The 14,646-nt window shown below is 37.5% G+C and carries 11 protein-coding genes; all 11 read left to right on the top strand.

Annotated elements, in window-relative coordinates:
* Positions 1 to 187 precede the first annotated feature (187 nt).
* The 11 genes from LWE_RS08905 to LWE_RS08855 all read left to right on the top strand — a co-directional run bounded on the left by LWE_RS08905 (position 188) and on the right by LWE_RS08855 (position 14,628).
* A complete protein-coding gene (locus LWE_RS08905; RefSeq protein WP_011702525.1) occupies positions 188 to 2,359 on the top strand; it encodes a glycoside hydrolase family 3 N-terminal domain-containing protein in 2,172 nt (723 codons plus the stop codon).
* Positions 2,356 to 5,616 carry a GH36-type glycosyl hydrolase domain-containing protein gene (locus LWE_RS08900; protein WP_011702524.1) on the top strand — a complete coding sequence of 1,087 codons (3,261 nt, stop codon included), beginning with the start codon at positions 2,356 to 2,358 and terminating at the stop codon, positions 5,614 to 5,616. The genes LWE_RS08905 and LWE_RS08900 overlap by 4 nt, the downstream gene beginning before the upstream one ends.
* A 47-nt stretch (positions 5,617 to 5,663) precedes the next feature.
* Positions 5,664 to 6,629 carry a LacI family DNA-binding transcriptional regulator gene (locus LWE_RS08895; RefSeq protein ID WP_011702523.1) on the top strand — a complete coding sequence of 322 codons (966 nt, stop codon included), beginning with the start codon at positions 5,664 to 5,666 and terminating at the stop codon, positions 6,627 to 6,629.
* A 59-nt stretch (positions 6,630 to 6,688) separates the two neighbouring features.
* A complete protein-coding gene (locus LWE_RS08890; RefSeq protein WP_011702522.1) occupies positions 6,689 to 7,672 on the top strand; it encodes a Gfo/Idh/MocA family protein in 984 nt (327 codons plus the stop codon).
* Between the two features lie 123 nt (positions 7,673 to 7,795).
* A complete protein-coding gene (locus tag LWE_RS08885; protein ID WP_011702521.1) occupies positions 7,796 to 8,164 on the top strand; it encodes a GntR family transcriptional regulator in 369 nt (122 codons plus the stop codon).
* On the top strand, positions 8,157 to 8,837 hold the full coding sequence (locus LWE_RS08880) for an ABC transporter ATP-binding protein (protein ID WP_011702520.1): 681 nt from the start codon (positions 8,157 to 8,159) through the stop codon (positions 8,835 to 8,837). Before LWE_RS08885 ends, LWE_RS08880 begins: the two co-directional genes overlap by 8 nt.
* Entirely contained in the window at positions 8,830 to 9,603 is a 774-nt protein-coding gene (locus LWE_RS08875) for a hypothetical protein (protein WP_011702519.1), read from the top strand. The genes LWE_RS08880 and LWE_RS08875 overlap by 8 nt, the downstream gene beginning before the upstream one ends.
* A 42-nt stretch (positions 9,604 to 9,645) precedes the next feature.
* On the top strand, positions 9,646 to 10,974 hold the full coding sequence (locus tag LWE_RS08870; protein ID WP_011702518.1) for a DEAD/DEAH box helicase: 1,329 nt from the start codon (positions 9,646 to 9,648) through the stop codon (positions 10,972 to 10,974).
* 135 nt (positions 10,975 to 11,109) lie between these two features.
* Complete coding sequence (locus LWE_RS08865; RefSeq protein ID WP_011702517.1) at positions 11,110 to 13,791, top strand: sigma 54-interacting transcriptional regulator; 2,682 nt, start codon at positions 11,110 to 11,112, stop codon at positions 13,789 to 13,791.
* A 155-nt stretch (positions 13,792 to 13,946) separates the two neighbouring features.
* Positions 13,947 to 14,255 (top strand): PTS sugar transporter subunit IIB, encoded by a 309-nt coding sequence (locus tag LWE_RS08860; RefSeq protein ID WP_011702516.1) that lies wholly within the window; start codon positions 13,947 to 13,949, stop codon positions 14,253 to 14,255.
* A gap of 70 nt (positions 14,256 to 14,325) precedes the next feature.
* Positions 14,326 to 14,628, top strand: coding sequence for a PTS lactose/cellobiose transporter subunit IIA (locus LWE_RS08855; RefSeq protein WP_003722196.1), 303 nt, complete (start codon positions 14,326 to 14,328; stop codon positions 14,626 to 14,628).
* Positions 14,629 to 14,646: the final 18 nt, after the last annotated feature.

Below are 14,646 nucleotides of genomic sequence, written 5' to 3'. Positions count from 1 at the left end.
ACGATTTTTTATTGCTAAATTTTTTAAGTGTCAAATTATGGAAAAACAAGATAGTATAGAAGAAACTGAAAATAAACGCTTTTTATCCATGTGAATGGCATTTTTGGTTGACTAAAGAAAAGAAAGCGCTTATACTGTTGTTATATTTGAATAGAAACGTTTCGAAAAATGTGTTTAGGAGGTTCCTATGAAACAAGAAAAAGTACAAGATTTAGTCCAACAAATGACCTTAGACGAAAAAATTGCCCAATGCCTTCAACTTTCGCCTTTTCTTTTTAAAGGTACGAATAAAAATGCAGAACTAACAGGGCCGCTTCTTCAAGAAATGAAACTAACGGATGCGCATACTGAAAATGCTGGTTCGGTGCTTGGGTCAAGTTCGGCACTTGATATGATTGGCATTCAAGAAGCATATTTAAAAACAAATCGACTAGGAATTCCGCTTGTTTTTATGGCGGATGTTATACATGGTTATAAGACAGTATTTCCAATTCCACTTGCGCTTGGTTGCTCTTTTGATAGAGAAACAGTTCGAGTGATGGCGGAAGTTTCAGCACTTGAAGCAACAGCGGATGGACATCACGTTACTTTTTCGCCAATGCTTGATTTAGTACGTGACCCTCGTTGGGGACGTGTGATGGAATCAACTGGAGAGGATCCATTTTTAAATAGTGAGCTTGGGAAAGCCATGGTAGACGGCTATCAAGGTGATGCAAGTATGTTAAATGAAAACTTAAAACGAATGGCTGCTTGTGTCAAACATTTTGCGGCATACGGAGCAGCAGAGGCGGGACTGGAATATAACACGGTGAATATGTCCACTCGCGAACTTTATCAAAACTATTTACCAGCTTATAACGCAGCAATTCAAGCAGGAGCGAAATTAGTTATGACTGCCTTTAATGTGGTGGATGGTATTCCAGCTACAATGAACAAATGGTTAAATCGCACTGTTTTAAGAGAAGAAATGGATTTTGACGGTGTCCTTATTTCTGATTGGGGCGCAGTTGCAGAAGTGATTAACCACGGAACTGCTAGAAATCCAAAAGAAGCGGCGCAGTTTTCAATGGAAGCGGGCGTGGATTTGGAAATGATGACGACTTGTTATATCCATGAATTGAAAAGCTTAATTGAAGAAGGTAAATTATCTGAGAGCCTTTTAGATGAAGCGGTATTACGTATGTTAAATCTAAAAAATGATTTAGGGCTATTTGAAGATCCTTATCGCGGTTTAAAAGATAGCAATCGTGCATCAGATATTTTAACAAAAGAAAGCCGTCAGAAAGCTCGCGCAGCTGGTGTGGAATCTGCAGTGTTATTAGAAAATAAAAACCAATTACTTCCACTAGATAAAACGACTAAGATTGCTTTATTAGGACCACTGGCAACATCACCCGATATTCTTGGGGGGTGGAATGTGTACGGGGAAGAAAAAGATGGAATCAATGTGGAAACAGGCTTGCGTGAAGTGTTTGATTCTATCACAACCGTTTCAACGGATTACACTGAATTGTCGGAGAAAGACAAAGTCGCTGTTAAGTCTGCCGTAGAGAATACAGATGTCGTTGTTGTTGCTTTAGGAGAAAAGAATGAATGGGGCGGGGAAGCTGGAAGTTTAGCGACAATCCGTTTACCAGAAGCACAATATGACTTAGCAAAATTTGTACGAACACTTGGAAAACCTGTTGTGATTACATTATTTAACGGTAGACCTCTAGAAGTAAAAGAGTTAGCGGAATCTAGTGATGCGCTCCTTGAACTTTGGTTTCCAGGGACAGAAGCGGGACGTGTTACTGCCGATTTATTGAGCGGTAAAAGTAATCCTTCTGGAAAATTATCAATGTCTTTCCCACAAACAACCGGTCAAATTCCTGTTTATTACAATCATTTGCGTACCGGACGACCACAAACACCGGAAAATAAGGGCGAACGATATGTGTCGCATTATCTTGACATTCCAAATGAACCATTTTATCCATTTGGATATGGAAAAAGTTATAGCGAATTTGAACTCACAACGGGAAATCTTCCAAAACAGTTAAAACTAGGCGAATCGCTTCATGTAGAAGTAACGATAAAAAACACGAGTAAAATCGCTGGAAAAGAAGTCATTCAAGTATACTTACAAGATGTGACAGCGAGCATTTCGCGGCCCGTCAAAGAACTAAAAGCTTTTGAAAAAGTAACGCTACTAGCTGGCGAAGAAAAAACAGTAACATTTGAATTAAATAGCGAAGCATTTTCATTTTATAATCACCAACTCGAAAAAGTGCAGGAATCAGGCCTTCACCGAGTTTTTGTTGGGACCAGCAGTGAAGATGTTGACGTTTTTGAAGTGGAAGTGGGTGGATATGTATGACCATGTTAAAAGAAATTAAAAAAGGGGACCTGACAGCGGTATTTTATCCAAGTGGAGAAATTGCTTGGTTGAAACTAAAAGATATTATGTTGAATCAAGTAATCCAAAACCCTTTAGAAAACCGCTTATCACAAATTTATGTTCGTGCACATTTAAAAGATAGAGTGGAAGCATATCCGCTTTTAACTGCGGATGCCGAAGTTGGTTTTAATGAGAGTGGTGTCGAGTATCGAGGGATTGCTGGGCCATTTCGTTATACGATACAGATGAATTTTCATGAACATGGTTGGTTTTATGATGTTTCAGTGGATGGTGCAGAAACGTTTGATCTGATTTATATACAAGACTTAGGGCTTGCAGAACAAGCAGCAGTGAGAACAAATGAAGCATACATGTCACAGTATATTGATTATCACGTAACAGAAGGAACTAACGGTTTCACTGTCCAAGCGCGCCAAAACCAACCTCAGAACGACCGGTTTCCAGCAGTTCAAATGGGTGCTCTAACAAAAATAGTAGGATACGCAACGGACGGCTTTGATATTTATGGAACTGATTATAAAGTGACAAATGAAATAGCAGCACTTGCAAAAAAATCACTACCAAATCGGGTGTATCAATATGAATTTGCACAAATTTCCTTGCAAACAGAGCTATTTACTAATCATGCGGAAACTCATTTTTACAGTTATGTAACCGAACATCAGCCAAAAGCATCCGGAGCTCCACTAGAAAACTTAACTGAAATAAAAGCAAGCATTCCAAAAAAAGCTTATCAACCAAGTACTAAAGTCATGCGAGAAAAAAACATCGGAACACCAATTACAGGAGAAACTATTTCAGACAAATGGCTACAAGCAAAATTTCCAGATCGGATTCAAGAGGAAAAGCAAGACGACACTTTGTTTTCCTTTTTCACACCAAATTATGCGCATGTAGTGACACGCGAAAAAGAAGCAGCACTAGAACGTCCGCATGGCAGTATTTTATTAGATAAAGTGGATGTGTTAAATCCAGAAGCTACTCTTTCGGCAACAACCTATATGTACGGAGCGTTTTTATCACAGTTAGTTGCTGGAAATACGAATATGAATAAATGGAATAGCCATGCGCGTAATCCACTTAATATTCTTCAAACAAGCGGTTTAAGAATATACGTGGAACAAAATAATGAACTTCGGCTGCTTGGGGTACCATCTGTGTGGGAAACAAGTACGAATTATTCCACTTGGTATTATCAGTGGAATGACGACTTAATTACAGTACAAACGACCTTAACTGCCGAAAGCAAAGAGGCATTTGTTACTTTCCATTCTGAAAAAGGGCGCGCCTATAAATTAGTCGTAACAAACCAAGTAACTATGGGTACAAATGAATATGATACTACCGTGAAAAAAGAAATAAAAGATGGAATTGTAACTTATTTACCAGCAGAAGATTCACCGATTTTAGAAACCTATCCAGCGCTCCAATTTCAAGTAGATGGAACTTTTGAGGAAATGACCGACGAAAGCTATTTTGCAAAAGAGTATGCGGGAACAGCTGGTTTGGATGTGTTTCTTTTTCAACCAAATAATAAAGCGACTTTCCATGTTCAAGCTAAACTAGCTGATACTTTTTCAAAGCAAAACACAGATATTGAGAGTTCGACAAAAGAAATTCGCGCTAGTTATGATGAGTTAACAGCTCAATTCCATCTAAATCATCCAAGCACAACAGCGGAAAAATTGAATTTAACGGTTTATTGGTATGCACATCAAATGTTGGTGCATTACGCATCACCACACGGATTGGAGCAATATAGTGGGGCTGCTTGGGGTACACGTGATGTAAGCCAAGGACCATTTGAGTTTTTCTTAGCAACAGGCAATAAAGCAGTGTTACGTCAATTAGTATTAACCATCTTTTCGCATCAATATCAAGATACAGGTGACTGGCCACAGTGGTTTATGTTTGATAAATATACGTCCATTCAACAAGAGGAAAGTCATGGGGACGTCATTGTTTGGCCGCTGAAAATTATTGGTGATTATTTGGAAATGAGCGGTGATACAAGTATTTTGGAAGAAATCATTCCTTTTGTCGACCGAGAATCGAAAACATTTACGAATGATAAAGGAACGCTTCTTGAACATATAGAATTAGCCGTAAAAACTATCGAAGCTCGCTTTATGAAAGGAACCGCGCTCTCTAACTACGGGGATGGGGACTGGGATGATACGCTTCAACCAGCTAATGCAAAGCTTAAGAAAAACATGGTTTCTAGTTGGACAGTGGCACTAACCTACCAAACGTTCAAACGGCTAGCAACATTTTTACCAGCGGGCGAAAAATACGGCGAACTAGCAAGACGCGTCCAAGCAGATTTTGCCAAATATATGACAGCGGATACGGATGTCATTCCAGGTTTCCTTTATTTAGAAGAGGGCAAATCACCTGTTTGGATGATTCACCCAGAAGATAAAGAAACCAATATTAAATATCGCTTAATTCCACTTACGAGAAGCGTTATTGCTGAACTAGTCGATAAAAAGCAAGCAAATCGTAACTTTGATATTATTGATGAGCATTTACTACATCCAGATGGCGTAAGATTGATGAGTGAGCCGGCGCATTATGCGGGAGGTGTGAGCACCCATTTTAAACGCGCTGAGCAAGCTGCCAATTTTGGTAGAGAAGTCGGTTTGCAGTACGTCCATGCACACATTCGTTATATTGAAGCATTAGCAAAAATCGGGGACAAAAAAGCTTGGCGCATGCTGGATGTCATTAATCCAATCAATATTAAGGAAGTGGTACCAAACGCAGCACTCCGCCAAAGTAATACCTATTTCAGTAGTTCCGACGCAGCATTTTTAGATCGTTATCAAGCGCAAAATGAGTTTAGCCGCGTGAAAGAAGGCTCTATTCCAGTAAAAGGCGGTTGGCGAATTTATTCTAGTGGTCCGGGAATATACTTACATCAATTAATCAGTTCAGTTCTTGGTATTCGTCAAACAGAACAAGCGTTTATTTTTGACCCGATTTTACCAGAAGAATTGGATGGCTTAGAATGTCATATGGAACTGGATCATTATCCGCTAGACATCACATTTGAAAGCGCAGATAAAGCTGGCATTGTAGTAAATGGAGAAGAAGTGTCGGTTAAAAACGAAGCAAATGCGTATCGGACTGGTGCTCTAATTTTACCAAAAGAGAACTTAACGTCAAAATGTTCACAAATCACGATTAAATTTCAAAAAAATAACCGTCTCTAAGGTTGTTTTGTGTATAATAAAAGAAAAAAGAAAAGGATGCGATTCACGTGGTAGGAATTAAAGATATCGCGAAAAAGGCAGGGGTCTCCATTTCAACAGTATCCTACGCGCTTAATGGCAGCCCAAAAGTAACCGAAAAAACGCGAAAACGAATTATGACCATCGCAAACGAATTGAATTATATTCCCAATATGGCAGCACGAACGTTAAAAACAAGAGAAACAAAAATTATCGGCGTTTATTTAACCAACTACGGCGGGATTTTTTACGGAACATTACTTGAAGGTTTAACGCAAACGCTGTATAAGCATGGATATGAACTCATCGCTTGCAGTGGTACGAAAACACACCGATTTTTACCCGAGAAAATGATTGATGGTGCTATTATTTTAGATGCGAATTTTCCGTCGAATGAAATCCTTAATTATGCAAATCGTGGCCATAAATTAGTGGTGCTTGACCGGGAACTCACTCATGAGAATGTATGCCAAGTATTACTAGATAATAAAGGTGGCGCAACACTTGCGATTGATTATTTATCTACTAATTTTAAAGGTGACTTCTATGTAATTACTGGTCCAGATGATTCTTATGATGCAAGAGTCCGATTAGAAACTGCTAAACAAGAACTTGCTCGTTCTGGCGATAAAAAAGTGCATATCATTGAAGGAGACTTTTCAGAAGAAAGCGGCGAAAAAGCAGCAGCCATGATTGCTAAAAATTGGAAAGCACCAGTGTCTGTATTTGCGTTAAATGATAATATGGCTATCGGTATGTATCGTTATTTTGCAGGGACGGATTTACAAATTGGCAAAGACGTTCGAATTATTGGCTTTGATAATACTGACATTAGTGAATATTTAGTTCCACGCCTTGCTACTATTGAATATTCAAAATATAAATGGGGGGCAGTTGCGGCGGATAAACTTGTGGAACTACTGGAAGGTGAAGAAACCGAAAATGAAATAATCTATACAACTAGAATTAGTGGACCATCTGTTTCAAACAATTAGTACGCTTTTTTCCTTATTTTAAGGTATACTTAAGATAAAATTAAAGGAGCTGTTGGCTAATGAAACTTGGAATTATGGGAACAAACTGGATTACGGATTCTTTTATCGAAGGCGCTATTAATTCGGGCGAATGGAATCTTACTGCTGTTTATTCACGAACAGAAGAAAAAGCACGCGCATTTGGAGAAAAATATGGAGAGCTGACTTATTTCACTGATGTTGAAGAAATGGGTAAATCAGACGCTTGTGACGCTGTTTATATCGCTTCTCCTAATGCGCTTCATTATCAACATGCGGTTAGCTTACTTAAAAACAAAAAGCATGTTATAGTGGAAAAACCGATTTTTTCTACTGTTACAGAATTAGAGCATGCGCACCAAATCGCTCGCGAAAACAATGTCTTTTTATTTGAAGCAGCACGTCACATTCAAGAGCCAAATTTCAAACGTTTGCAAGAAAATATCGAAAAAGTCGGTACAATTCATGGTGCAACATTAGCTTATATGAAATATTCCTCAAGATATGATCAAGTTTTAAACGGCGAAGAACCAAATATCTTTTCCTTGAAATTCTCTGGTGGCTCGATAGTGGATTTGGGTGTTTATCCACTTTATTCCGCCATTACATTATTTGGTGAACCAGTAAAATCAACTTATTTCGCAACTAAATTACCAACTGGTGTAGACGGCCTCGGACCGATTATCTTAGAATATCCTACATTTAATATCACTATCATCCAAGGGAAAAATTCCCAGTCGTTCCTACCAAGCGAAATTTATGGTCAAAAAGGTACGCTAATCATAGACCCGCTCACCGGCATTGAAAATATTACTTTTTATGATAATGCAACAAAAGAAGAAACAGCACTCGCTGGTCCGGTTGTTGCAAATGACATGCAATTTGAGGCAGCTGAGTTTGCTAGAATTATCGAACAAACTGACCGTGATACATATGAATACTTAGCAGATTTAAGCTTAAAAGTATTACGTGTCTCCAACGAATTACGTCATCAAAATGATATTTGGTTTGATGCAGAAAAATAGTAATTTAGAAGCTAGGAAGAGGCTACCACGCTGCTTCCTAGCTTTTTTTGTGCTTGACAAATAAGTAAAGCTCAGTGTACTATTTACTTAATACACTAGTATAACTATACAAAGGAGGTAGCGATGAATCCAACCTTTCACGCGGATAAACCAATCTACAGTCAAATCTCTGACTGGATGAAAAAACAAATGATTACAGGCGAATGGAAAGGCGATGACAAGTTACCTTCTGTTCGAGAGATGGGCGTAATGCTTTCAGTGAACCCTAATACAGTAAGTCGCGCTTATCAAGAGCTAGAACGCACCGGTTATATTTATGCGAAACGCGGAATGGGTTCTTTTGTCACCTCAGACAAAGCGATTTTCGAACAACTAAAAAAAGAATTGGCCGAAGAAATAACAGATCGCTTTTTGGAAGAAGCAAGAAGTATCGGTCTAGATAATGAAGCAGCAATAGAATTACTAACAAAAAGGAGTAGCCACCATGAATGAAAATCTTATTAAAATTACGGGATTAACAAAAAAATACCCCAGAAAAAAACCACTAAATAATATTCATTTATCACTCGAAAAAGGAAAAATAATTGGTTTACTTGGTCCAAATGGGGCAGGTAAAACAACACTATTAAATGCGATTTCAGGGCTTCTTAAACCAACAGCTGGAACGATTGAGTTAGCTGGAAATAGCCGCGTTGCTTACTTACCAAGTGAAGATTTTTTACCGAACATGGTGATTCGTAACTTTTTTCAAATTTATCATGGGTTTTTCCCGGATTTTGACATCCAAAAAGCAACAAGAATGATTCATTCACTTGGAATCAATGTCAAAGAAAACACGAAATATTTATCTAAAGGTAATGCTGCGAAAGTAATGCTAGCCCTTATTTTATGCCGTGATGTTGACCTCTATCTGCTTGATGAACCTTTTTCAGAAATTGATTTGATTGCACGGGATGATTTGGTCAAAAGTATTACAACCTTTTTAAAAGAAGGCGCAACGCTTGTTGTCACAACACACTTAATTCAAGATTTGGAAATGATGTTTGATGAAATTATCTTTATGAAACGTGGCAAAATAATTGATCGAATAGAAACAGAAATCCTTCGAGAAGAGTACGGGAAATCAGTGGTGAATTACTATCGGGAGGTATTTGGACATGCTTAAAGCACACTGGAAATTAGAATGGAACGCACATCGGTATATATTTTTCGCAACTTTTTTAGGGTGGATTATCTGTTTACTAATTGGTCTTTTCTTTAAACTCGGCAAAGGCTTATCAGAACCGCTTATGCTAGAGACCGGTATGGATGGGGCTGTATTTGTTTCTGGAGATAGTGTTTTTACTGCCTTAATTGAAATTGTAGGCTCAAGTTGGTTACTTATTTGGTTGGTACTACTTTTAGCGGCTGCTCGAGCAGGTGTTTATGATGAAAAGCGCTACTTATTTTTTCAAACTAAAACGCCTATTCGAAAAACATTAATAAATAAATTTCTTGTTGCCATGATGGAAACGACTATTTTAACGGCAGGTTTTCTGGTTATTACCATCAGTTTAGCAATCGTTGGCGGTGCAGAAACATCTTTGTCAACAGGACTTATGATGATTTTGGAAACTTTTTTAGCTATTTGGCTTATGACCTCTTCTTTTATTTGCATCTTTTTTATTGCGACGGCTTTAAGCATGATTCCGGTAGGCGGTTACAGATTTGGTTTTATAGCTGCAATAATTTACGCTTTAATAATTAATGAGATCCAAATACAACTGGGAAGCAACATATTACCAGAAATTGGCTCCAAAATTTATTTTCATTATACACTTTTTTTAAGTTTCCACGTAACAATTTTACAAGCAATTTTTAATTTGGTCATGGATATCCTTCTCTTTTTCATCGCAATAAAAATTCTAAATAAAAGTGCAGACTTGCAGTAAGCATGGTATGATAAAGAGAAGAACTAATAAAGGAGTCGGGTCATGACAGAATCAAATATCCCTAATTTTTGGGCGGAAAAATGGCAAGAACATGGTTATGAAACGCCAACGGAAATTCAGCGCGCGATGTATCAACCTATCAAAGACGGCGCGGATGTACTCGCAGTATCACCAACTGGAACGGGAAAAACGGTAGCCTATGCACTGCCAACCCTTGAAAAAATAGAAGCAATACCTAAGACACAATGGCTTGTTTTAGCGCCATCACATGAATTAGTTATGCAAATCACGGAGGTAATTCGTTCATGGTTACCGAGTGATGACTTAACGGTCATATCTTTAATCGGTGGTGCCAATGTCAAACGACAAATCGAAAAATTAAAGAAAAAACCACAAATTATCGTAGCTTCTCCAGGGCGTGCGTTAGAACTAATCAAACAAAAGAAAATCAAAATGCACGAAATCAAAATGATTACATTAGACGAATGTGACCAACTACTTCGTCAAGAAAACTTTAAAAGCACACTTGAAATCGTTGAAAGTGCGGTGCGTGATCGCCAACTCACCCTTGTATCTGCAACAAAACTAGAAAACCCAGAGACGTTTTTCAAACAAACAGAAAAAACGCCGGTAACGCTTGAAGTGATAGCAAAACCGGAAGAATTAACGAATGTAGAACATTTATATATGGATGTAGAATCACGTGATAAAGCTACTCTTTTACGTCGAATTTCTCATATCAAGGACATGCGTGGCTTAGTTTTTGTGAAAGACAAACCACGAATGGAAATTTTATTAGAAAAACTGCATTATGATAAAGTAAAAGCAGCTGGAATTCACGGTGAAATCCGCAAAGAAAAACGCAAAAAATATTTAGATGACTTTAAAAAAGGTACTTTAACTTATTTAATCGTGACAGATGTTGCAGCTCGTGGACTAGATATAGAAGATTTACCATATGTTATTCATTATGACTTAGCTGCAAGCGAAAAAGAGTATACACATCGTTCTGGACGTACGGGACGAATGGGTAAATCTGGCACGGTTATTACCTTTGCCAATCCACGTGAAATACGGACGCTAAAACAATATTTAACAATCCATCATTTAAAAGGAAAACAAGTCCGCTTTTACCAAGGGAAACTGCTTGATGGAGCTGTTCCGGAAAATAAAATTGCTAAAAAAGCAACCAGACCACCTAAGCAAGTTCAAAAAGGCAAAAAAGACGATATGAAAAAACCTTTCCGAAAAGCAAAACCAGGCGATGTAGCAGGAGGGCGTAAAGAAAAGCCTACTAGTTCCGCTAAACCAAAACACAATAACAAATCAAGTAAATTCAATAAGAAACCAAACAATTTTAAAAAATCATAAGATGTGCTGAATGCTTTTCTCTCTTAATAGATTGGAAAGCATTCGCACTTTTTTTTCACTAAATTTTTATCGTTGCGAGTATGCTATTTAAAAAGGTATAATGGAAACATAGAGTTTTAAAAAGGAGTAGAGTAGATGTCTAGTAGAAAAGAAGAAGTCCTCCAACTTCTAAATAGAAAAGAAGAAAAAGTATCTGCTGCAGATGTCGCAGAATTGCTTCAAATGGACCGAGCAAACGCTAGTCGTTATCTAAATGATCTTTTTAAAGAAAAAAGAATTGATAAGCTTCCAGGGAAACCTGTCTTTTATCAAGCGTTACAAACTGTCTCAAAAACAACAGAAACTAGCGTCTTCCAAAATTCAGCTTTTGGTAGATTAATTGGGTCTGAAGATAGTTTAAAAGTGAGCATCCAACAAGCCAAAGCAGCCATTTTATACCCTCCAAACGGTCTTCATAGCTTAATCCTTGGACGTACTGGTACTGGGAAATCTCTTTTTGCGGAATGTATGTATCAATTCGCTAAAGAATCGGAAACTATTCCAGCTGACGCGCCCTTTATCTCTTTCAACTGTGCTGATTACGCTCAAAATCCACAGCTTTTATTTGGTCATATTTTTGGTGTTATTAAAGGAGCATATACCGGAGCAGAAGAAACACGTGAAGGTTTACTAAAAAAAGCAGATGGCGGGATTTTGTTTTTAGATGAAATTCATCGTTTACCACCAGAAGGTCAAGAAATGCTCTTTACATTTATCGATAAAGGCGAATTTCGGCCACTTGGAGAAAGCGCTAACGTTCATCATGCGCAAGTGCAAATCATTGGAGCTACAACGGAATCACCCGACAACTTTCTACTAGAGACTTTCACAAGACGAATTCCAATGACAATCACTTTGCCAGCGCTCGCAGACCGAAACTTGGAAGAACGCTATCAATTAGTAGAGTTTTTCTTAAATCAAGAAGCAATCAGACTTCACCAATCCATTCGGGTACACAGAAAAGCCCTCATTGCGTTTTTACTTTATCATGCTAGCGCCAATGTAGGCCAACTACAAAGAGATTTAAAACTTGCGTGTGCTAAAGCTTTTTTACATTATAAAACGAAAACAGCTAATTATATTTTAATTGAACAAGATGATTTGCCTATTCATGTTCAAAAAGGTTTACTACACTTAAAAGATGAACCAGAAAAGTTAAACCGTTTAATTGATGTGAATAAAACAATATTTAAATTCGTAGATACAAGTGATGCAACAATTGAAATAGATGCCGAAGATGTGCACGATGTTTATCATGCTATTCAAGAAAAAGCTGATCAGTTAATGAAAGAAGGAAAAGACCAAAGCGAGCTAGAGGAAGCACTTTATGTTGACGTAGATCAATATTTCCATGACTATATGGTCCAATTACCTACACATCAAACAGCCAAAGAAATTATCGCGCCAGCTGTTTGGGAATTAACTGGAAAAGTATACGCCATGGCAGAAGAAAAATTAAACCGTAAATATAATGAAAAAATGAAATTTGCGTTCTCATTACATTTACAAAGTACCATTGAACGAGTTCGCGAACAAAAACATATTATACACCCAGATTTAAATAATATTCGCAAAAAATATCCAAAAGAATTCCAAGTTGCAATTGATTTATCAGCGCTCATTGAGCAAGAATTAAGCATTGAAATTCCGTTTGATGAAATTGGGTTTTTAACGATGTTTTTGACCGAAGAAGTCGTTGATACTGCGCTTTCTCAAGAAAATCAAGTGGAAGTTATTGTGATGATGCACGGGCGATCCACAGCAACAAGTATGGTAGAAACGGTGCAAGAATTACTTAGCATCGAAAGTGGGATAGCGCTTGATATGCCACTTTCTGTTGAAGTAAAAGCGATGTATGAAAAACTAAAACAAACCGTAATCAAATTAAATCCTGTCAAAGGTGTATTATTACTTTCTGACATGGGATCGCTTACTTCTTTTGGAAATATGCTAACAGAAGAACTAGGCATTCGTACGAAAACTGTAACAATGGTAAGTACACCAGTTGTGCTTGAAGCAATGCGCAAAGCATCTTTAGGTCGCGGTTTAGAAGATATTTATCAAAGTTGTGAGCAATTATTTGAAAATAAATATAAAGCACATGTTTTACGAGCGAAACCAGTGAAAAATGCGGTTATCTTCACTTGTTTTACAGGAGAAGGTGTGGCAGAACAGCTCCGCAAGGTCGTATCGCCAATCATTGATGAAACAAAAATCGAAATAATCGTTTTGCAATTTCTGCATAAAGAAGCTTTTCGAGAACGAATTGATCAGCTAATGGAAGAATATAATATTTTAGCAATTATGGGTTCAGTTGCTTTTGAATACCGAGATATTCCGTTCTTTAGTGCATTAGAGGTTCTATCTGAAGGTGGAGTAGGAATCGTTTCTCGAATTTTAAATGATGAAGTGCCATATGAGAAATTAATTGCTTCCTTAGAAGGTAATTTACAAGCTGTAAGTTCAGCCGAAGAACTTGTTTATTTCTTAAGAAAAGTAATTTCCGAATTACAATTACAATTAAATGTTATTCTCGAATCAGGTGTAGATATTGGTATGATTCTTCACTTAGCATTCCTTATTGAACGTGTTAAACTGGGTGCTGTTGATAGAGAGTTTCCAGACTTAAACGAATTTGCAAAAAATCATATGGTTGAAATGCAAATCACTCAACAAATGATGCAAAATGTAGAAATTGAATACGACATCGTCATCCCACAATCAGAAATCGCATACTTAACGCAGATGATGCTCTCTAACCAGGTAGAAGTAGATTAGAAAATATCCTGCCAAGTGTGTATTGTTTTACACACTTGGTTTTTTTACTTGTGTAAGTACAAAGTAGGACTAAAAGCAACTTATAAAAAGAAAAGTTGGCACATATCTTGCATATTATATAGTCGTGCAGCTTTTCAAACTAGGAGGAAAATTTTATGAAAAACATCATGTTAGTTTGTTCGGCCGGTATGTCCACAAGTCTTCTCGTGAAAAAAATGACAGAAGCTATCGAAAATAAACAAATAGAGGCAACAGTTATAGCCGTTGCGGAAGCTGATTTTGATAAGCACAAAGATAATGTTGACGTAGTATTACTTGCGCCGCAGGTTCGTTTTTTAGAAAAAAACTTGAAGCGTGTGCTTGATCCACTTGGTATTCCAGTTTCGATTATTAACGGGATTGACTATGGAACGATGGACGGCGAAAAGGTGCTAAATGAGGCACTAGCAATGATTGATAAATAACCTCGAGTTCGATACTGCTTGAAGAAGCAATAGAAACAAGTTCGATAAATGAAAAGGATGTGTAAAAACAATGGAATTAGAACAAACAATTATGCAATTAATCGTACACGGGGGAAACGCTAAAAGCGACGCAATGTTAGCTATCGAAGCGGCAAAAAAAGGGGATTTTGACGTTGCCGATGAGCAAATTAAAAATGCAGAAGCAGCATTACTTGAAGCACATCATTCACAAACTTCTTTAATTCAAGGAGAAGCGCGCGGAGAAAAAGCAGAAGTATCTTTACTACTCGTTCACGCACAAGATCACTTAATGAATGCTATTACTTTTAAAGATTTAGCAAAAGAAATTGTTGATTTATATCGCTCCAAATAAGCTTTTGAAAGGATGATT

Source organism: Listeria welshimeri serovar 6b str. SLCC5334 (assembly GCF_000060285.1).
Classification (GTDB): Bacteria; Bacillota; Bacilli; order Lactobacillales; family Listeriaceae; genus Listeria; species Listeria welshimeri.
Note: the sequence above shows the minus strand (reverse complement) of the source record. Positions and strands in the feature narration are given on the sequence as shown.